The following is an 18637-nucleotide window of genomic DNA, read 5'->3' as shown; positions in this document are numbered from 1 at the left end:
CGGGGGAGGTCATTCGCCGCGGCCCGCCCCTCCGCGGTCAGCTCAGCCGGATCACGTTCCAGGACAGCGGCTCCAGGGTCGCGGTGAGCGTGCCGTCCCGGAGCGTGGTCCCGGTGACCTCGTGCGGGACGACCCGCTCCGGCTCGTCGAGGGTGTTGCGGGCGCCCGGGTCGGCGTCGGACAGGGCACTGTGCTCCACCACGGTCGTCAGGCCGAGCGCACCGAGTGCCACCTCCAGCGGCAGCGCTCGGGTCCGGCCGCGGTTCACGGCGAAGACGGTGACCGAGCCGTCCTCGGCACGCACCGCGGTGGCGTGCAGCAGGTCCGCCTCGCCGTACTTCTGCGTCCGGTACGTCGGTGAGTCGACGCGTACGTCGAGGACCTGGCCGCGCCCGTACCGCGACGCCTGAGCGAACGGGAAGAAGGTCGTCTGGCGCCAGGCCGGACCGCCCGGCTCGGTCATGATCGGCGCGATGACGTTGACGAGCTGGGCGAGGCAGGCGACGGTCACCCGGTCCGCGTGCCGCAGCAGCGCGATGAGCAGGGAACCGAAGACGACGGCGTCGGTGACGTCGTAGTTGTCCTCCAGCAGGCGCGGTGCCTCGGGCCAGTCCAGCGGGTCGCGCTCGGCCTCCTCCTGGAACCGCGACATGTACCAGACGTTCCACTCGTCGAAGGAGAGGTTGATCCGCTTCTTCGACTTCAGCCGCGCGCCGATGTGGTCGCAGGTGGCGACCACGTTCTCGATGAAGGACTCCATGTCGACGGCGGAGGCGAGGAAGGAGTCCACGTCGCCGTCGAGCGGCTCGTAGTAGGCGTGCAGGGAGATGTGGTCGACGAGGTCGTACGTCTCCTTCAGGACCGTCGCCTCCCACTCGGCGAAGGTCTCCATGGACTGGCCGGAGGAGCCGCAGGCGACGAGTTCGACGCCCGGATCGATCTGCCGCATCGCGCGGGCCGTCTCGGCGGCGAGCCGGCCGTACTCCTCGGCGGTCTTGTGTCCGGTCTGCCAGGGCCCGTCCATCTCGTTGCCCAGGCACCACAGGCGGATGCCGAAGGGGTCCTTGTCGCCGTGGGCGACACGGAGGTCGGAGAGGGCCGTGCCCGCGGGGTGGTTGGCGTACTCCTGGAGTTCCAGGGCCTCGGCGACGCCCCGGGTGCCGAGGTTGACCGCCATCATGGGTTCGGCCTGGGGGCCGAGCTTCCTCAGGAACGCGATGTACTCGGAGAGGCCGAAGCGGTTGGTCTCCGTGGAGCGCCAGGCCAGGTCGAGGCGGCGGGGCCGCTCGTCCACCGGGCCGACCGAGTCCTCCCACTTGTAGCCGGAGACGAAGTTGCCGCCGGGGTAGCGGATGGTGGTGACGCCGAGTTCCCGCACCAGGGCGAGGACGTCCTGGCGGAGGCCGGTCTCGTCCGCGGTGTCGTGTTCCGGCTCGTGGATGCCGGTGTAGACGCAGCGGCCGAGGTGCTCCACGAACGAGCCGAAGAGCCGGGGGTTGACCTCGCCGACGGTGAAGGCGGGGTCGAGGGTGAAGCGGGCCTTGTCGTTGCGCATGGGTGCCTTGTTCGCCTTTCGGGTGGGGTGGCTCTTCGGGTGGGGTGGCTCGGGGTTCGTCGGCGGGTGCGGGTGTGTGGGGGTTGCTCGCGCAGTTCCCCGCGCCCCTTCGGGGGCGCTACTGGCCCGCCAGGCCCGTGTGGGCCACTCCCGCCACGATCTGGCGTTGGAAGAAGACGAAGACGACGATCAGCGGGAGGCCCGCCATCAGGCCGCCGGCCATGAGCTGGGCCCACTGGATGCCGTAGGAGTTCATGACGGTCGCGATGCCGTTCGGCATGGTCATCAGGTCGGGGTTGTTGGTCACCATGTACGGCCACAGGAAGTTGTTCCAGGAGGCGATGAAGGTGAAGATGCCGACCGCCGCGAGGGAGGGACGGGAGAGCGGGAGCACGATGGTGAAGAAGACCCGCCAGCGGCCCGCGCCGTCGATGAAGGCGGCCTCCTCCAGCTCGCGCGGGATGCCCTGGAAGAACTTGTAGAGGATGTAGACCATCGCGGCGGGCGCGCACTGCGGCAGGATCATGCCCCAGTAGGTGTCGACCATTCCCATCTGCTGGACCGTGGTGAACAGGGGCACGCCGAGGACCGCGGGCGAGACCATCAGGCCGGTCATGACCAGGCCCAGCAGCGCGCCCTTGCCGCGGAACTCCGTGCGGGCGAAGCCGTATCCGGCGAGTGCGCTGACGAACAGCACCACGGCCGTCACACACACCGACACCACCAGCGAGTTCACGAACCAGTTGGTGATGTTCCCGGTCTCGAAGATGGCCGACCACGCCTGCGTCGTCCACTCCCGCGGCAGCCAGTGCGCCGGCACCTCGACGGCCTCGGTCTCCGACTTCAGCGAGGTGAACAGGGCCCAGACGAGCGGCGCCAGGAACACCGCGGAGACGGCTGCGGCGAGGAGGGTGAGCACGATCTGGCTGGGTGTCCAGGGCCTGCGGGCCGTCCTGCCCACCGGTGTGCCCGCTGTCCCGCCGGCCGTCCCGCGGGGCCCGGCGGGTGTCTGTGCGGCGGTGCTCATCGGCCGCCCTCCTCACGGTTGCGCAGCAGCCACATCCGCGCGAGGGCGACGGCCGCGATGATCACGAAGAAGATGATGGAGATCGCGGAGGCGTAGCCGACGCGGTAGCTGGTGAAGCCCTCTTCGAGGGTGTACTGCACGAAGGTGCGGGTGGAGCCCTCCGGTCCCGGCAGGAAGTCCATCATCACCACGGCCTGGTCGAAGACCTGGAGCGAGGCGAGGATCTGCAGGGCGACGACCAGGCCGGTGATGTGCCGCAGCAACGGCAGGGTGATGTGCACCATGCGGTGCCAGGCGTTCGCGCCGTCCAGTCTGGCGGCCTCGTAGAGGTGCGCGGGGATGCCCTGGAGTGCGGCGAGGTACAGCAGGAAGCTGAAGCCGACCGTCCACCACAGGGTGCAGACGACCACGGCGAGCATGGCGTACGACGTGTCGGTCAGCCACGCCGTCTCGATGCCGAGGACGTGGTTGACCATGCCGGTGCCGGGGTTGAACAGCCACTGCCACAGGTTGGCGGCGACGGTCGACGGCAGCAGGAACGGCGCGAAGAAGCACAGCCGCCACAGCCACGTGCCGCGCTCGATGTGGTGGGCCAGCATCGCGAGGAGAAAGGCGAGGACCGTGATGCAGGGCACGACCAGGAGCGTGAAGTACGCGCTGTGGCCCAGCGATTCCCACACCAGCGGGTCGTCCAGGGCCTCACGGTAGTTGTCGAGACCGATGAAGCTGGTGGCGTCGCCGGAGATGTTGGCGTCCGTGAAACTGAGGTAGAGGCCGCGCAGCAGCGGCCAGATCACGAACAGCGCGAACAGCACGAGGAACGGGGCGACGAACCAGGCGCCGTGCTGGAAGCCCTGTCTGCGGCGGACGGTGGCGCCGGCCGCCGCGGTCCTCGCGCGGGCCGGGGCGAGGACGGTCTGCGGGCCGGTCTGCGCGCTGGTCGTCATACGCCCGCACCTCCCTGGGCCGCGGTCCTGCCGTCCATGGGGTTCTTCATCGCGAGGAGTTCGGTGAGCGTGCTCCTCATGCTGCGGGCGGCGGCGTCCGGCCTGGCGGAGCCCATCGTCGAGGAGACGACGATGGGGCCGACGCGCTGGGCGAGGATGCCGGTGGATCCGGCGAACCACACCTTCGGCTCGGTCGCCTGGTGGTCCATCGCCGAGACGTACTCGCTCTGCGGGTTCAGTTCCTTGTACGCGGCCGTGGAGAGGGTCGGCGTGTACGCGGGGATGTGGCCGCCGGCCGCCCACTGCTGGGCGTGCCGGACGATGTGGGCGGCGAGCTGGTGCGCGCCCTCGTCGGCGGCTCCGCCGCGGCCGGACTGGTGCGGCAGGACGAAGGCGTGCGACTCGGCGTGGGTGGCCTGCTCGCCGAAGACCGGCGGCAGCGGGGTGGCGCCGTACTCGATCTTCGCGCCGTCGAAGACGGGCACCGACCAGTTGCCCTCCCAGACGAACGGGCCGCCGTTGACGAACTGTTCGGCGCCCGCGCCGCCCGCGAAGCCCGGGTTCACGTACCCGTCGGTGATGTGCCGGCGCAGGAACTCCAGTACCTGGGTGGCCTTTTCGGTGTCGAAGGTGACCTCGGTGTCGGTGTCGTCGAACCAGGTGCCGCCGAGCTGGGTGTAGAAGGCGACGAAGAACCACCACTGGAAGTTCTGGTCGGCGGACCACATGCCGAGGGTCTGCAGACCTTTCCTGGTGGCCCTCTTGGCCTCCTTGAGCACGTCGAACCACTCGTCGGCGGAGGTGACCGGCACCATCCTGCCGTCGTCGCCGAGGAGGCCCGCCTTCTTCAGCACGTCCTTGCGGTAGAAGCAGAGCTGGACGTGGATGTCGAGCGGGAGGGCGTAGAGCTTGCCGTCGATGACGGCGCGCTTCCACAGCTCGGGGTTGAAGTCCGCCTCCCGCACGCCGTACTCGGCGAGCAGGCCGACGTCCCAGGGGTCCAGGAGGCGGCCCGGTGAGAACCCGGTGACCCGGCCCAGGTGCATGACGCCGAGGTCGGGGGCGCGGTTGCCGGCCGCAGCCATGGCGAGTTTGGTGTAGAAGGGGCTGCCCCACTGGAGGGTGGAGTCCTTCACGTCGATGTCCGGGTTCGCCGTCCGGAAGGCGTCCAGCATCGCGATCATGTTGTACCCGTCGCCGCCGCTGAAGAGGTTCCAGTAGCGGACGCGGGTGTCCGCGCCGGAGGCGAGCGCGTCCGCCCCGGTGCCGAGTGCCGCGAATCCGAGGCTTCCCGCGACCGTCAGCCCGCTCAGTCCCGCCAGGAAGTGCCTGCGATCCAGGCCAGGTCGTCCCATGCCCTGCCCTATCTGTTCGTGATGGCTGCTCACATGACTCTGTTCGAGATTTCGATGCGTGCTCGTAACTTCGAACGGACCGTAGATAGGAAGCGCTTACTCGTCAATGGTTTGCGCAAAAAACAGCGGCCCCCGTCCTGATCGGACGGGGGCCGCCGGGTGCGGTACGGAGGGATCGGCCGGGCCGTCAGCCCGCGAACGGGGGATGCGGCAGGCCCTTGCCCGCGCCGGGGACGACGAGCAGGGAGCCGGCGAGCGGGTGCGGCGCCTCCAGGCCCGTACGGGCTGTCGTGATGTAGAGATCGGTCAGGCCGGCACCGCCGAACGCGCAGGCCGTGACGCGCGGTACGGGCAGCTCCACGACGCGGTCCAGCACGCCGGACGGGGTGTAGCGGCGGACGGCGCCGCCGTCCCAGAGGGCGACCCAGACACAGCCCTCCGCGTCGACGGTGAGCCCGTCCGGGAAGCCGTCACCCTCGTCGACGACCGCCAACTGCCGCCTGTTGGTGATCCGTTGCCCGTCGAAGTCGAAGACGTCGATCCGGCGCGTCGGCGTGTCGATGTAGTACATGAGGCGGCCGTCCGGGCTCCAGCCCGTGCCGTTGCTCACCGTCACGTCGTCGAGGACGACCTCCGCCGTGCCGTCCGGGGCGATCCGGGAGAGCGAGCCGCCGCCCGGTGCCTCGTCGTAGCGCATGGTGCCCGTCCACAGGGCGCCGTCGGGCGCGACCGCCGCGTCGTTGGCGCGGCGCCCGGGGACGGCCTCGTGGTGCAGCCACCGGAAGCCCTCCCCGCCGGATCCGGAGCCGGAGTCGGCGTCGGGGCCGGAGTCGGGGCCGGAGACGGGGCCGTAGAGGCCCACTCCGTCGCGGAGGTTGACGACCAGGCCGCCGCCCGTCCGCGGCTTGGCGGCGCCCACGTGCTGCTCGGTGGTCATGACGGTGCGCCGGCCGGAGACCGGGTCGTAGGTGAAGACCCGGGAGCCGAGGATGTCGATCCAGATCAGCCGCTGGGCGCCGACGTCCCAGGTCGGGCCCTCACCGAGGGCCGCTTCCGCCCGGACTGCCACGTCGTACGCATGTGTGCGGGTCATCCCACGCTCCGGTGTCCGAGCCGCTCCGACAGTTCGGCGGCTCCCTTCGCGGCGAGCTGCTCCAGCTCGGCCTGGCGGTCCCCGCTCCAGCGGATCATCGGTACGGAGATGGAGAGCGCGGCCACGACCTGGCCCGTGCGGTCGCGCACCGGCGCGGCGACACAGCTCACGTCGGGGTTCGACTCACGGCTCTCGACCGCGATGCCGCGGGCGCGGATCTCGGTGAGGGCCTCGCGCAGGGCGGCCGGCTCGGTGATGCTGTTCGGCGTCATGCGGACCAGGTCGGCGTCGTCGGGGATCCGGGAGGTCAACTCGGGCTCGGACAGCGAGGCCAGCAGCATCTTGCCCACGGAGGTGCAGTGGGCGGGGAGGCGGCGGCCGGCCGCGGACACCATGCGCACGGCGTGCGTGGAGTCGACCTTGGCGATGTAGATGACGTCCGTGCCCTCCAGGATCGCCACGTGCACGGTCTCGTCGCAGGTCTCCGCGACGGACCGGGCGACCTGCTGCCCCTCGGCGGCCAGGTCCAGCTGCTCGGAGTAACGGCTGCCGAGCTGGTACGGCCGCACGCCGAGCCGGTAACGTCCGGGCTGACCCGGTACGGGCGTGATGTACGAGCGGGCCGCGAGCGTCGTCACCAGTTCGTGCACGGTGGTGCGCGGCAGCTGGAGCCGGCGCACGATGTCGGGGGCGGAGAGTGTGCCGTCCCCGTCGAGGAAGAGCTCGAGTATGTCGAGAGCCCTGGTTACGGCAGGTACGAGGCGTCCCACAACTGGCCCCCTCCCTTGTGTTCGAAATTTCAACAGCCGATCGGCATAGCGAACACAGGCTACTCACACGGGTGAGGCACGGGCAATGGGCACGCGCCGGCGGGGCACGGTCCTGGCGGCCCACGGGTCGAGGTGCCGCGAACGGACGGGTGGGCGGGAAAGGGCTTTCAACGCCGGGCGCGGGGGTCCCCCAGTTCACCCCGTAACCGCTGGGCGCGAAGTACCAGCTCCAGCTCGAAGCGCCGGTCAGGGTCATCCACCTCGTCCCCCCACAACTCACGGATCTGCCGGAGGCGGTACCGCACGGTCTGCGGATGGACCCCCAGGCGCGCCGCCACCTCCGGCGCCCCGCCCCGCGTCTCCAGCCAGGCCAGCATCGTCTCGGCGAGCCGCCGCCCGTGCGTGGGACCGCAGTGGGCGAGCGGCTGCAGACACCGCAGGGCCAGGTCGTCGATCAGCTCCTCCGGTTGCAGCAGGACCAGCGCCTCGGTGTGTTCGGTGCAGTACAGCACCTCTCCCGCCGGCAGCAGCCCGCGTTCCATGAGCCGTACCGCCGCCTCCGCCCAGCGCAGCGACTTCGCGGCGTCGGCCAGCGGCACGGGCGGGCCGATCGCGCCCGCCCAGCCCGTCAGCGCCCGGTGCAGCAGTTCGGGGCGCCCGGCGGCGTCGGGGTCGGGCACGACCATGCGGGGCTGCTCGTACTCCATGTCGAGGAGCACGCTCTGCCCCACCGCCGGTGCGACGGCCTCGCGGGCGGGTCGCAGGAGTACGCCGACCGCGACCCTGCCCGGCAGCGGCCAGCCGATCCGCGCGGCCCGCTCGGCGAGCGCCTCGGCCGGATCGCCCCGGTGGTGCTCGGCGAGCAGCAGCTCCATCAGCCGGCGCTGCAGCCGCAGCCGCTCCCCCGCCTGCCGGGCCGCCGCCTCGGCGTAGCCGCGCACGGACTGGTCGACCAGTCCGTCCAGGTACTCGTAGCCGGCGTCGACCAGTTCGTACATCGCGGGCGGCGGGATCTCCACGCGCTGGCCGATCTCGGCGAACCGGCGCCAGGCGAGCCGTACGCCGAGCCGGTAGATCGCCTGGAGCGCGTCGAGGCTGCGGCCGTTGAGTCCCTCGCCGCGGCCGAACTCCTGGAAGACCTCCGGGTGGACGCGCGGCCGGCCCTCGGCGGTCTCCAGATGCTGCACGAACACCTCGATGGCCCGGCGGATCCCGACCAGCGCCATCGGTTCACCGGAGTCGTCGAGCACGACCGGCAGGTGGGGGTACTCGCGCTGTATCTCCTCCAGGATCTCCTCGGCGAGCACGGGTGCCTCGGCCATCGCGAGCGCGGCGAACTGCCGCACCTGCAGGCGCGGTACGTCGTGCCAGGCCGAGCGCACGGTGACGGGTCCGTGTCGGAGGGCCATGGTCAGCGCTCCCTGCCGGCCGTCTCGTAGGTGATGAGCGGCGTGTTCGGCTGCTCGGGGGTCGCGTCGAGCAGCGCGACAATGCCGAGGGCGGCGCCCACGGCGAGCAGGGCGGCGACCGCCACGGTCAGCAGGGCTGCGAGCAGTCTGGGCATCGCGGGTCAGCCTCTCTGTCGAAAGGTCACTCCCACCTGAGCGCTCCACCGGGAGCACCCTCGGGATCTGCGGGCCGATCGCGGCCGATCGCGCAGTTCCCCGCACCCCGTGCGGGGCGCGGCACTTCCCCGTCGCCGCCGGACCCACCTCGTCCCGGCCGACGAGTCCCCAGTGTCGGCAAGCCCTCAGTGTCATCAACGCATTGACACTTCGTCAAGGGTGCGCCTACGGTTCCCGGCCCATACCGCACCTGCACCCTCCCCCACCGTGCCGGCACCTGTTCGTGCCGCGTCACCAAGAGCCCCTGGAGTGCCCGGATGCGCCGTACAGCAACTCCCTTCTCCCTGATCGTCCTGGGTCTGGGCGTCTTCCTGCTCGTCCTGGCCCCGCTGCTCGCCTGGTACGTCGAACCACGCGCCCAGCGCACCCCCGTCGACATCGACACGACGACCGTCTTCACCGGCACGGGCAGCTATTTCGACACCGACGAGATCGAGACCGTCCACGACCAGAGGATCACCATCACCCGGCAGGTCCGCGGCGATGTCGCCGACAGCGAGCGGAGCGGCCGGGCGGTCTGGGACGTGTCCACCTCGGTCGACACCGACAAGTCGCTGCCCGCGGCCGACCCGCACGACTCGCTCCAGTGGACGACGGAGCGCTGGGTGACCGACCGGAAGACGAACGAGCCGGTCCACTGCTGCCAGGAGAAGCCCTACTTCGAGGGCGAGGCGTACCTGAAATTCCCCTTCGACGTGCAGAAACGCTCCTACATCTGGTGGGACAACACGCTCGGTTCGACCGTCACGCTGGCGTACAGGGGCAAGAAGCGGATCCAGGGGTACGAGGGCCTCCGGTTCACCGGCTCGGTGCCCGCCACCAAGACCGGCACCCGGCTCGTTCCCGGCACCATCGTGGGCGAGAAGGACGCGGGTCAGGTGCTCGCCGAGGAGTGGTACGCCAACCACGGCATCGAGCTGGTCGCCGACCAGCGCACCGGCCGGATCATCTACGCGGCGATCGGCCCCCGCAAGACGCTCCGGGCGCCCGGCGGCGAGAAGGACGCCGTCGTGCTGCTCGACAGCGAGCGGGTCGCGTTCACCCCGGAGACCCAGAAGGAGCAGGTGGACCTCGCCGACACCGACAGCGGCCTGCTGCGCCTGGTGGGGCGCACGCTGCCGCTGGGGACGGGAATCGCCGGGTTCCTCCTGGCCGTCGTGGGTACCGTTTTGGTCGCCCGCGGGCGTCCGCATCCCGATACGCCCGAGAGCTCCCAGCAGCCGCTCACAATGTGATGAGACGTCAGGTCCACAAAGCCCCGAAATTGTCACTTCGGTGAGTAGCCGCAACGAACCAGCGGGCGAAAACTGTCCACCCCACCCGAACACAGCCCACCCACATCCCCGTCACAGCAGACCTCACGGCACGACGTCACGGCAGACCCCACAGGACGCCCTCACCGCACGACCGGCCCCACCGATCCCCACGGATGTGCGTCGCGGGACATCCAGGAGTCCCGCATCGGAGCCGTAGGGACCGGCTTTGCGGGAACCCGGACCCCGGGACACACAGGGACCCGGCGCCTCCCGCGCCACGCACGGCGGGCCCCCACAGGTCCCGCCGTACCCCGACCTCGACCGATCCGCACCGGGAGACCGTCACCACCCCACCCACGCACGAGCCCCACCAACCCCCCACCCCCACGCTGGTTCCGCACCCCGAGACGAGTTGGAGCACCCATGCCCCAGCACGTGCCTTCGTCGTTGCGCGCCGCCTTCCCCCGCTCCGCGCAGCGACACCCGGCGCTCCCCCCACAACCGCGCCGCATCGTCTTCCTCGCCCGTCGTGACTTCGGCAACGAAGCCGCGGGCGGTTCCGAACTCCTCGTCGACAGACTCGCCGAGGGCCTGACCCACCTGGGCCACCAGGTCACCCTGCTGTGCGGCGGTCCGGCCGCGTACCGCGACTACCGCGTCGTGTCGGCGGGGGGCGACCTCGGCCACTACCTGCGCGCCCGCTCGGCGTTCCAGCGCCAGGTCGGCGACTGCGACCTGCTCGTCGAGGTGTGCAACGGCATGCCGTACCTGGCGCCGCTGTGGCACCACGGACCGACCCTGTGCCTGGTCAACCACGTGCACACCGACCTGTGGCGGATGCGGTTCGGCGGACCGCTGGCGCCCGCCGCCCGGCTCGGACGAAGACTCGAACACTGGGCGCTGGCAGGCGCACAGCGCCACGGACTGCTGGTCGCCGTCTCCCCGTCGACGGCACAGGCGCTGCGCGCGATCGGGGTCGAGCGCGAACGCATCCGGGTCGTGCACAACGGTGTGGAGGAGCCGGGCCCGCCCGCCGCACGCTCACCGGAACCGCTGTTCCTGGCCATGGGCCGGCTCGTCGAGTACAAACGGATCGACCTGCTGCTGCGCCTGTGGGAACGGGTCCGTCCGGTCACCGGCGGCCGGCTGGTGATCGTCGGCGACGGACCCGAACGCGAGCGCCTGGAGCACCTCGCGGGCCCCGGTGTCGAGTTCACCGGCCATGTCTCCGAGGCCGAGAAACACCGCCTGCTCTGTGCCGCCTGGCTGCTGCTGCACCCTTCCGCCGTGGAGGGCTGGGGCCTGGTGGTGACGGAGGCGGCGGCCCGCGAGACGCCGGCCATCGCCTTCGACGTACCCGGCCTGCGTGACTCGGTCGTGGACGGCGAGACGGGCCTGCTGGCCCGGGGCGAGTCCTCGTTCGCCGCGGCCTGGTGCACCCTCGCCCTGTCCACCCACCGCCGCACCCTGATGGGCAAGGCGGCCGGCGACCGCGCCGCCCAGTACCGCTGGAGCCGCACGGTACGCCAGTTCCGGGCGGTGGCGACGGAGGCGGTGAGGGGCTGGACGCCATGATCCCCCGGCGGAGACCCGCCCGACGGCAGCCTCCCCGGCCGCCGGCCCCCGGGCAGACGCCCTTGCGGCAGCCGTCCCCCGGGCGGCGGCCCTCCCGGCGCGGCAGCGCGGTCCCCGGTCCGGGCACGGGCCTGCGGGACCCCTCGCTGCGCCGCTCCCTCGCCCTCTTCCGCGCCTTCCGCCATGAACAGGACGACCCCGAGGGCTGCTACTCGCTGCTCGCCCGGGACGCCGCCGACCAGGTGGAGGCGTACGACGGTCCGGTGAAGGGCCGGACCGTCGTGGACGTGGGCGGCGGGGGCGGCTACTTCACGCGGGAGTTCCGGCGGCGCGGCGCCCACGGCCACCTCTTCGAGCCGGACGTGCGGGAGCTCGGCCCGGAGCCCCCGGAGGGATCCGTCGTCGCCGACGGGTACCTGCTGCCGCTCGCGGACGGGGTGGCCGACGTCTGCTTCTCCTCCAACGTCCTGGAGCACGTCGCCGACCCGCAGACCTTCCTCAGCGAGATGGTCCGCGTCACCCGGCCCGGCGGACTGATCTACGTGTCGTTCACCAACTGGCTGTCCCCCTGGGGCGGTCACGAGTGGGCGCCCTGGCACTACCTCGGCGCCGAGCGGGCCCGCGCCCGCTACCGGCGCCGTACGGGCAGGCCCGCCAAGCACACCCTCGGCGAGAACCTCTTCGCCGTGCACATCGGACCCACCCTGCGGCAGGTGCGCGCCCGGGACGACGTCACGGTCGTCTCGGCGCGCTCCCGCTACTGGCCGTTCCTCGCCCAGGCCGTCGCCAGGGCGCCGGGACTGCGCGAGTTCGCCACCTGGAACCTCCTCCTCATCCTCCGGCGGTGTCCATGACCAGCACGGTCCAGGCCCCTCCCCCGGCGACGACCCGCCCCCTCGCCCCGGACCCCGGCCCTCCGCGGGGGCCCCGGTCGAGGCGGTGGCTGCTGGGCTTCTGGGCCGTGGTCCTCGTGCTGTTCCTGGCCGTGGACCCGGGCCGGCAGACCTTCGACACGAAGCTCGGGGTCGCGCTCGCACCGCGGCGGTTCCTCGCCGACCTGGGCCAGCTCTGGCACGACCAGGGCGGCTTCGGCGGCATCGCGGACCAGTACGTCGGCTACGCCTTCCCGATGCTGCCCTACTACTGGCTGACCGATCTGGTCAGCCTGCCGGTGTGGCTGGCGGAGCGGCTGTGGATGTCGCTGATCGTGGCGGTCGCCTTCTGGGGCGCGCTGCGGCTCGCGGAACGGCTGGACATCGGCAGTTCCGCGTCCCGGCTGCTCGGCGCGGTGGTGTACGCGCTGTGGCCGGTGTTCACGGTCGTCGTCGGCTCGACCTCCGCCGCCGCGCTGCCCGGCGCCTTCCTGCCGTGGGTGCTGCTGCCGCTGACGGACGACCGGTACAGCGCCCGGGTCGCGGCGCTGCGTTCGGCCCTGGTCATCCCCTTCATGGGCGGCGTCAACGCGGCCTCGACGCTGGCCTCCCTGCTCCCGGTCGGCCTGTACCTCCTGTCCCGCCCGCGCGGCCCGCGGCGCCGCAGGCTGATCACCTGGTGGGTGCCGGGGGTCCTCCTGGCGACGGCCTGGTGGGTCGTCCCGCTGCTGCTGCTCGGCATCTACGGCGAGAACTTCCTGCCGTACGTCGAGAGTTCGCAGACCACGACGGACACCATGTCGGCCACGGAGTCCCTGCGCGGCGCCGGCAACTGGGTCGCCTACCTGCACTTCGGTGAGGCGTGGCTGCCCGCCGGCTGGACCGTGGCGGCCTCGGCGGCCGCCATCGTCTCCTCGGCGCTGGCGGCCGGGCTCGGCCTCGCCGGGCTGGCCCGCCGGGACCTGCCCGAGCGGCGCTGGCTGGTGCTGACCGTGCTGTCGGTCGCGCTCATCACCCTGGCCGGGTACGACGGTCCGTTCGGGGCGCCCTTCCACGGGGTGGTCCAGGGCTGGCTGGACGGCTGGCTCGTCCCCTTCCGCAACATCTACAAGTTCCAGACGGGGCTGGCGCTCGCGCTGGTCCTCGGCCTCGTCCACCTGGTCGGGGTGGCCGCGCGCTCCCAGGGCGCCCGTCCGGTGCGCGGACGCCGGTACGCGGCACTGGCCGCCGCCGTCCTCGTCCTTCCCGGTCTCGCCTGGCCGTACCTCAACGGGTCGATCCTGCAGCCGGGTTCGTTCCAGGAGCTGCCCGCGTACTGGAGGACGACGGCGAACTGGCTGGAGAAGTACTCGCCGGACTCCCGTGCCCTCGTCGTGCCGGCCACCGCGCACGGCATCTACACCTGGGGCTCCCCCATCGACCAGCCCCTGGACGTGCTCGCCGACTCCCGCTGGGCCCAGCGGGACTACGTGCCGTTCGGCACCGCGGGCAACCGGCGCGCGATGGACGCGGTCGAGCAGTCCCTGCTGACGGGCGGCGAGGTCCCGGGCCTGGCCGACTACCTGGGCCGGGCCGGCGTCCACTATGTCGTCGTGCGCAACGACCTCGACCCGGACCAGCTCGGCTACGTACCGACCGCGACCGTCAAGCGCACCCTGGAGGAGTCGGGCTACCGGCGCCTGGCCGGCTTCGGACCGCTGATGACCGGCGGGCGCATCGCGGAGAACACCCCCGTCCAGGTGGAGGGGCTGTATCCGCGCCAGCGGGCCGTCGAGATCTACGAGCCGGCCGCCGACGTGCCACGCCCCGGCCAGGCCGGGCTGAAGGCCGTCGCCGACACCGCCGTCGTGTCCGGCGGGCCCGAGGCACTGCTGCCGCTGTCGGCGGACCCGACGATGCGGGACCGGCCGGCCGTCCTGACCGGCGACAACCATCCCGGTCTCGGCGCTCCCCCGCTGCAGGTGGTGGGCGACGGGCTGCGGCGCGCCGACACCCGGTTCGGCCTGGTCAACGCCAACACCTCGTACACGTACACCCGGAACGAACGCAATCACTCCGGCAGCCACCAGGACGCCGGGGAGAAGCCGCACCAGATCCTGCCGACGGACGGGATCCGCCACCAGACGGTGGCCGAGCTGCGCGGGGCGCGCTCGGTGACCGCCTCGTCGAGCGGCAACTGGCTCTTCCACCTCCCGCAGTACGACCCGGTGAACGCCTTCGACGGCAACCCGGACACGGCGTGGGCCGAAGGAGCGGCGGGCTCGGCGGACGGGCAGTGGCTGCGGATCGGCTTCACGGACGAGACGGAGATCCCGTCGTCGATCCGGGTCACTCCGCTGCCGCAGGACAGTGTGCGCTCGGCGCCGACCCGGGTGCGGGTGGAGACGGAGCGCGGCTCGCAGACGAGCACACTCCGCGCCGACGGCTCCCGTCAACGCGTCAAGGCCCCCGAGGGGGCGACGAGTTGGCTGAAGGTCACCATCGTGGAATCGGCGGCCCGGACCTCCGCTCTGTCCGGCGCCGGTTTCTCCGAGATCAGCGTCCCGGACGTCCAGGTGACCCGTCTGCTGCGGCTCCCGACGGACGCCGCGACCACCGAGGCGGCCGCCGAGACGGTTTCCCTGCACCGGGCCACCGACCCGGGCGGCTTCTCCCCGACGGGTACGGAGGTCGGGCTGCACCGGCGCTGGACCTCGGAGTCGGCGGGCACGTACACGGTCAGGGCGAGCGCGGTCCCGGTACCCGGCGACGCGCTCGACGGGCTGCTGTACGACGTCGCGCCCGAGCAGCGGGACCGGATCACCGCGACGGCCGGTTCGACGGCCCTCCTCGGCACCGGCCTGTCGCCGCGCAACCTCACCGACGGCGACCTGACCACCGCGTGGATCGCCGGGGACGACCCGACCATCCGGCTGCGCTGGCCGGACAAGCAGGCCGTGGGCGAGATCGTCCTCGCCCCGGCCGGCGGCCTGTCCACCCGGCCCACCGAGGTCGGCATCCGGTCCCCGGACGGCTCGACGATCGCCGGCGTGGACGAGAACGGTGTCGTCCGCTTCGACCCGATCACCACGGACCGGCTCGACATCACCGTCACCGACACGGCCCCGATGACCGTGCACAACCCGCTCGCCGACGAGGACCTGCAACTGCCGGTCGGTCTGACCGAGGCGTACGTCCCCGCCCTGGACCAATACCGCACGCCGAAGGCCGACTCCGCCCGTCCCTTCGAACTGCCCTGCGGGAAGGGGCCGACGCTCGCCGTCGACGACGAGCTGTACGAGACGAGCGCCGAGGGGACGGTCGGAGACCTCGTGGAGCGGCGGCCGGTCGAGCTGACGCTCTGCCAGGAGGGCCGCGGCGACGCCGAGTTGACGCTCGACCCGGGCGCCCACCGGGTGGAGGCGGGCGACGCGGGACCGCTGGCCGTCACCGATGTCACGCTGACGCGCGGCACGGTCACCACACCCACCGCGCTCACCCGTGAACTGGGCATACGGGACTGGCTCGGCGACCGCCGCGAGGTGACCGTCGGCCCGGGCGCGGCCTCCTACCTGACGACGTACGAGAACTTCAACGACGGCTGGAAGGCGACGCTCGACGGCCGGGAACTCGACCCGGTACGGCTCGACGGCTGGCAGCAGGGCTGGCGGATCGAGGCCGGCCGGAGCGGCACGGTGAAACTCTCGTACGAGCCGTCCACGCTGTACGAGACCGGGCTGATCGGCGGCGGGGCCGCGGTCCTGGTACTCGCCGGACTGGTGCTGTTCCGGCGCCGCTCGCCCAACGTGGACGGGCCCTCGCCGGTGCCGCCCGCGCCCGGGTTCGTCCTGGGCACGATCGCGCTCACCGTGGTGGGCGTCGTGATCGCCGGGCTCCTCGCCCTGCTGGTGCCGGTGCTCGCCCTGCTCGCCCGGCGGCGGCACACGTTGCTGGTGCCCCTCGCGTTCCTCGCGCTCGCGGGCGCCGGAATCGTCGCCGCGACGGGCGCCGGGGAGCCGGTCGCCGAGGGCACCGGAGCGTTCGGCCGCACGGCGCAACTCCTGGCCCTGATCGCCCTGTTCGCGGGCCTGGTCTCGATCGGTGAGCCGCCGCACGCCACGCGCGGCGCGGGCCACGGCGCCGGGCAGCCGGGCCCGCTGCCGCCCCCGGGCTCCGAGGCACCGACGACCCCGCTGCCGCAGCGGACACGCGAAGAACCCCCGGACCCCGGAGCACCCGAAGCGCCCAAGGCGCCGGGGACACCAGGGGCACCCGGAGCGCCGCCGCCGCCCTTCGCGTCGGCCGGGCCGTCGCAGGTCGCGGCCGGGCCCACCGTGTCGGCCCGGGGGCCGGGGGGCGCGGGGGCGGAGCCCGATCCGCCCACCGTGCGGATGCCGTTCGGCAAGCACGGGCCGCGGGAGGCGGCGACCGCGCAGCCCGAGGACCGCCGAAGGACCGGGGAGGGAGAATCGACATGACCGCGCTGGACCGCCCCGCACGCGACGGCACGGACGGCCCCGCGGGACCGCCCGCCCGCATCCCGTTCCCGGTGGTGGACGAGGTCGCCCGGCACTGCCTCCAGGAGGAGGAGCCGGAGACCGTCCACATCGAGGTCCACCTCCCGGGCCGCCTCGACCCGGACCGCCTGCGCGCCGCGTTCGCCGGGGCCCTGCACCGCCACCCCCGGATCCTGATACGCGAGGCGGCGCGCCCCTGGTACGGGCGGCGGTACGAGTGGGAGCTCACGCCCGAGGCCGACGTGGAGGTCGTGCTGTTCCCGGCGCCGGACCGGGACGCGCTGAAGCACGCCCGGGACAGGGCGCTGCGCGACGCCCCGCCGCTCTCGGCCTCGCCGCCGATCCGCCTGGAGGTCGTCCGCGTCCCGAAGGCCGCCGGCACCGGTCGTCCCGACAGCACGGTCCTGTTCCTCACCGTCAACCACACCGCCCTCGACGGTCCCGCCTGTCTGCGGGTCCTGGCGACCGCGGCGGAACTGTACGGCGGCCGGGACAACGCCCCGGCCGCGCCCCCGAGCCGCACGACGGCCGAGACCCCGCGCGTCCCGGACACCCCCTCCACCTGGGCGCCGCCCGCCCGGGTGGCCCACGGGACCCCTGAGCCTCCCGACCACCACGGCAACGGCATGCTCGTCGCCGAGCTGAGCGTCCCGCGCCGGCCCGCGGGCGCCCCGTACACCGTGAACGACCAGCTGATGGCGGCCACCGCGCTGATGATCGCGCACTGGAACCGGGAGCACGGCGCCCGTCCCCGGCCGCTGCGCATCACGATGCCCGTGGACGACCGCCCGCGCGGCACGGACATGCCCATCGGCAACGGCACCCGGCTGGTCGAGGTCCCCTTCGCCCCGAAGGAGCTGGACGCCTCGGACCTGCCCGCGCTGCTGCGCCGCACCGCGGACCGCACCCGCGCGCTCAAGGCCCAGCCGCGGCCCCAACTGGGGCACGGTGCCTCCCTGTTGACGGCCCCCGTGGTCCCCGTCGCGTGGCGGGCCGCGTTCACCCGGGGCCTGCGGAGGGCGGCCGGGCCCTGGACGTCGACCACCCTCCTGAGCAACATCGGCCGAGTCCCGTACGCCCTCGACTTCGGCGAGGAGGCGGGGCGCGCGCACGCGGTGTGGTTCTCCGCCCCGGCCCGCATGCCACGCGGGCTGACCGTCACGACGGCCTCCACGGCGGGCCGCCTGCACGTGGCGTTCCGCTGGTCCCGCGCCCTGCTGAGCCACGGCGACGGCAGCCACCTCCGTGACCTCTTCGAGCACTACCTGCACGCGACTCAGCACGCCACGCACCATCCCCCGCGACACCCCACGGGAAGTGCCCCATGACCACGGCCCCGCCGCGCAGGACCCCGCACGGACTACGGGACTTCTACGAGGACCCGGCCGTCCCGGTCGCCTCCGGCGCGCCCCGCAGCCTGCGCCAGGCCCGGATGCTCGCCGAGGCACTGGGCCCGGCCACCTCCGGCGCCCGCACGGTCCTCGACATCGGCTGCGGCGACGGCACCGCCGCGGCCACCGCCGCCCCGCTCCTCGCCGGTCACCGCCTCGTCGGCGTCGACTGGTCGCAGGACGCCCTCAGACGCGCCCACTCCCGCCTCCCCTACGCGATACGCGGCGAACTCACCGACGGCGGACTGCCGTTCAGGTCCGCCTCCGCCGACGCCGTCCTCTTCAGCGAGGTCGTCGAGCACCTGGTCGACCCGGACGCGGCGCTCGACGAGATCCGCCGGATCCTGCGCCCCGGAGGCCATCTCATGCTCTCCACCCCGAATCTCGCCGCCTGGTACAACCGCGCCCTGCTCCTCGCCGGCGTCCAGCCCGTCTTCTCCGAGGTGAGCCTGCGGGCCATCCACGGCCGCCCCGGCTCGGAGGTGGTGGGCCATCTGCGGCTCTGTACGGCCCGCGCGCTGCGGGAGTTCGTGACGGCGTCGGGCTTCGAGGTCGTACGCCTGCGGGGTGCGCCCTTCCACGGCGTACCGCGCCCCCTGCGCCCGCTGGACCGGCTGGCGTGCCGCGCCCCGTCGATGGCCTCGATCCTGCTGCTGCACGCCCGGAGGACGTAGA

At 72.6% G+C, this 18637-nt stretch carries 14 protein-coding genes; 6 read left to right on the top strand and 8 right to left on the bottom strand.

All coding sequences use genetic code 11. The annotated features are described in order from the left end of the window. Positions 1-37 precede the first annotated feature (37 nt). The 8 genes from ACFYXC_RS02725 to ACFYXC_RS02690 all read right to left on the bottom strand — a co-directional run bounded on the left by ACFYXC_RS02725 (position 38) and on the right by ACFYXC_RS02690 (position 8311). The gene (locus ACFYXC_RS02725) at positions 38-1555 is read right to left on the bottom strand and encodes an alpha-N-arabinofuranosidase (RefSeq protein ID WP_389546051.1); all 1518 of its coding nucleotides are present in this window, start codon (positions 1553-1555) and stop codon (positions 38-40) included. Positions 1556-1673: 118 nt separating this feature from the next. After that, positions 1674-2582, bottom strand: a complete 909-nt coding sequence (locus ACFYXC_RS02720; protein ID WP_388908614.1) for a carbohydrate ABC transporter permease — start codon at positions 2580-2582, stop codon at positions 1674-1676. Continuing rightward, positions 2579-3529, bottom strand: a complete 951-nt coding sequence (locus ACFYXC_RS02715; RefSeq protein WP_389546047.1) for a carbohydrate ABC transporter permease — start codon at positions 3527-3529, stop codon at positions 2579-2581. Before ACFYXC_RS02715 ends, ACFYXC_RS02720 begins: the two co-directional genes overlap by 4 nt. Then, positions 3526-4884 (bottom strand): extracellular solute-binding protein, encoded by a 1359-nt coding sequence (locus ACFYXC_RS02710; protein ID WP_388908618.1) that lies wholly within the window; start codon positions 4882-4884, stop codon positions 3526-3528. Before ACFYXC_RS02710 ends, ACFYXC_RS02715 begins: the two co-directional genes overlap by 4 nt. Positions 4885-5071: 187 nt before the next feature. Continuing rightward, complete coding sequence (locus ACFYXC_RS02705; RefSeq protein ID WP_389546044.1) at positions 5072-5977, bottom strand: SMP-30/gluconolactonase/LRE family protein; 906 nt, start codon at positions 5975-5977, stop codon at positions 5072-5074. Continuing rightward, positions 5974-6747, bottom strand: a complete 774-nt coding sequence (locus ACFYXC_RS02700; RefSeq protein WP_388908622.1) for an IclR family transcriptional regulator — start codon at positions 6745-6747, stop codon at positions 5974-5976. Before ACFYXC_RS02700 ends, ACFYXC_RS02705 begins: the two co-directional genes overlap by 4 nt. Positions 6748-6914: 167 nt before the next feature. After that, on the bottom strand, positions 6915-8156 hold the full coding sequence (locus ACFYXC_RS02695; protein WP_388908624.1) for a helix-turn-helix domain-containing protein: 1242 nt from the start codon (positions 8154-8156) through the stop codon (positions 6915-6917). 2 nt (positions 8157-8158) lie between these two features. Further along, on the bottom strand, positions 8159-8311 hold the full coding sequence (locus ACFYXC_RS02690) for a hypothetical protein (protein ID WP_389546039.1): 153 nt from the start codon (positions 8309-8311) through the stop codon (positions 8159-8161). A gap of 318 nt (positions 8312-8629) precedes the next feature. Here ACFYXC_RS02690 and ACFYXC_RS02685 point away from each other — a divergent pair, with 318 nt between their 5' ends. The 6 genes from ACFYXC_RS02685 (at position 8630) to ACFYXC_RS02660 (ending at position 18636) form a co-directional block, all read left to right on the top strand. After that, positions 8630-9607: a DUF3068 domain-containing protein gene (locus ACFYXC_RS02685; protein ID WP_389546037.1), complete on the top strand. Its 978-nt coding sequence runs from the start codon at positions 8630-8632 to the stop codon at positions 9605-9607. A 444-nt stretch (positions 9608-10051) separates the two neighbouring features. After that, positions 10052-11203 carry a glycosyltransferase family 4 protein gene (locus tag ACFYXC_RS02680; protein ID WP_389546034.1) on the top strand — a complete coding sequence of 384 codons (1152 nt, stop codon included), beginning with the start codon at positions 10052-10054 and terminating at the stop codon, positions 11201-11203. 62 nt (positions 11204-11265) lie between these two features. Next, positions 11266-12057 carry a class I SAM-dependent methyltransferase gene (locus tag ACFYXC_RS02675; protein WP_389546031.1) on the top strand — a complete coding sequence of 264 codons (792 nt, stop codon included), beginning with the start codon at positions 11266-11268 and terminating at the stop codon, positions 12055-12057. After that, positions 12054-16532, top strand: coding sequence for an alpha-(1->3)-arabinofuranosyltransferase family protein (locus ACFYXC_RS02670; protein ID WP_389546751.1), 4479 nt, complete (start codon positions 12054-12056; stop codon positions 16530-16532). The genes ACFYXC_RS02675 and ACFYXC_RS02670 overlap by 4 nt, the downstream gene beginning before the upstream one ends. Further along, positions 16529-17899, top strand: coding sequence for a condensation protein (locus tag ACFYXC_RS02665; RefSeq protein ID WP_389546028.1), 1371 nt, complete (start codon positions 16529-16531; stop codon positions 17897-17899). Before ACFYXC_RS02670 ends, ACFYXC_RS02665 begins: the two co-directional genes overlap by 4 nt. Continuing rightward, positions 17896-18636, top strand: a complete 741-nt coding sequence (locus tag ACFYXC_RS02660; protein ID WP_389546025.1) for a methyltransferase domain-containing protein — start codon at positions 17896-17898, stop codon at positions 18634-18636. Before ACFYXC_RS02665 ends, ACFYXC_RS02660 begins: the two co-directional genes overlap by 4 nt. Position 18637 lies beyond the last annotated feature (1 nt).

The organism is Streptomyces sp. NPDC002701 (assembly GCF_042889045.1).
In the GTDB taxonomy this organism is placed as follows: domain Bacteria; phylum Actinomycetota; class Actinomycetes; order Streptomycetales; family Streptomycetaceae; genus Streptomyces.
Note: the sequence above shows the minus strand (reverse complement) of the source record. Positions and strands in the feature narration are given on the sequence as shown.

Coding starts and splice junctions, on each gene's coding strand:
- ACFYXC_RS02695 (WP_388908624.1), bottom strand. CDS start 8,156: ATGGCCCTCCGACACGGACCCGTCACCGTGCGCTCGGCCTGGCACGAC.
- ACFYXC_RS02690 (WP_389546039.1), bottom strand. CDS start 8,311: ATGCCCAGACTGCTCGCAGCCCTGCTGACCGTGGCGGTCGCCGCCCTG.
- ACFYXC_RS02720 (WP_388908614.1), bottom strand. CDS start 2,582: ATGAGCACCGCCGCACAGACACCCGCCGGGCCCCGCGGGACGGCCGGC.
- ACFYXC_RS02665 (WP_389546028.1), top strand. CDS start 16,529: ATGACCGCGCTGGACCGCCCCGCACGCGACGGCACGGACGGCCCCGCG.
- ACFYXC_RS02710 (WP_388908618.1), bottom strand. CDS start 4,884: ATGGGACGACCTGGCCTGGATCGCAGGCACTTCCTGGCGGGACTGAGC.
- ACFYXC_RS02680 (WP_389546034.1), top strand. CDS start 10,052: ATGCCCCAGCACGTGCCTTCGTCGTTGCGCGCCGCCTTCCCCCGCTCC.
- ACFYXC_RS02715 (WP_389546047.1), bottom strand. CDS start 3,529: ATGACGACCAGCGCGCAGACCGGCCCGCAGACCGTCCTCGCCCCGGCC.
- ACFYXC_RS02670 (WP_389546751.1), top strand. CDS start 12,054: ATGACCAGCACGGTCCAGGCCCCTCCCCCGGCGACGACCCGCCCCCTC.
- ACFYXC_RS02660 (WP_389546025.1), top strand. CDS start 17,896: ATGACCACGGCCCCGCCGCGCAGGACCCCGCACGGACTACGGGACTTC.
- ACFYXC_RS02725 (WP_389546051.1), bottom strand. CDS start 1,555: ATGCGCAACGACAAGGCCCGCTTCACCCTCGACCCCGCCTTCACCGTC.
- ACFYXC_RS02685 (WP_389546037.1), top strand. CDS start 8,630: ATGCGCCGTACAGCAACTCCCTTCTCCCTGATCGTCCTGGGTCTGGGC.
- ACFYXC_RS02705 (WP_389546044.1), bottom strand. CDS start 5,977: ATGACCCGCACACATGCGTACGACGTGGCAGTCCGGGCGGAAGCGGCC.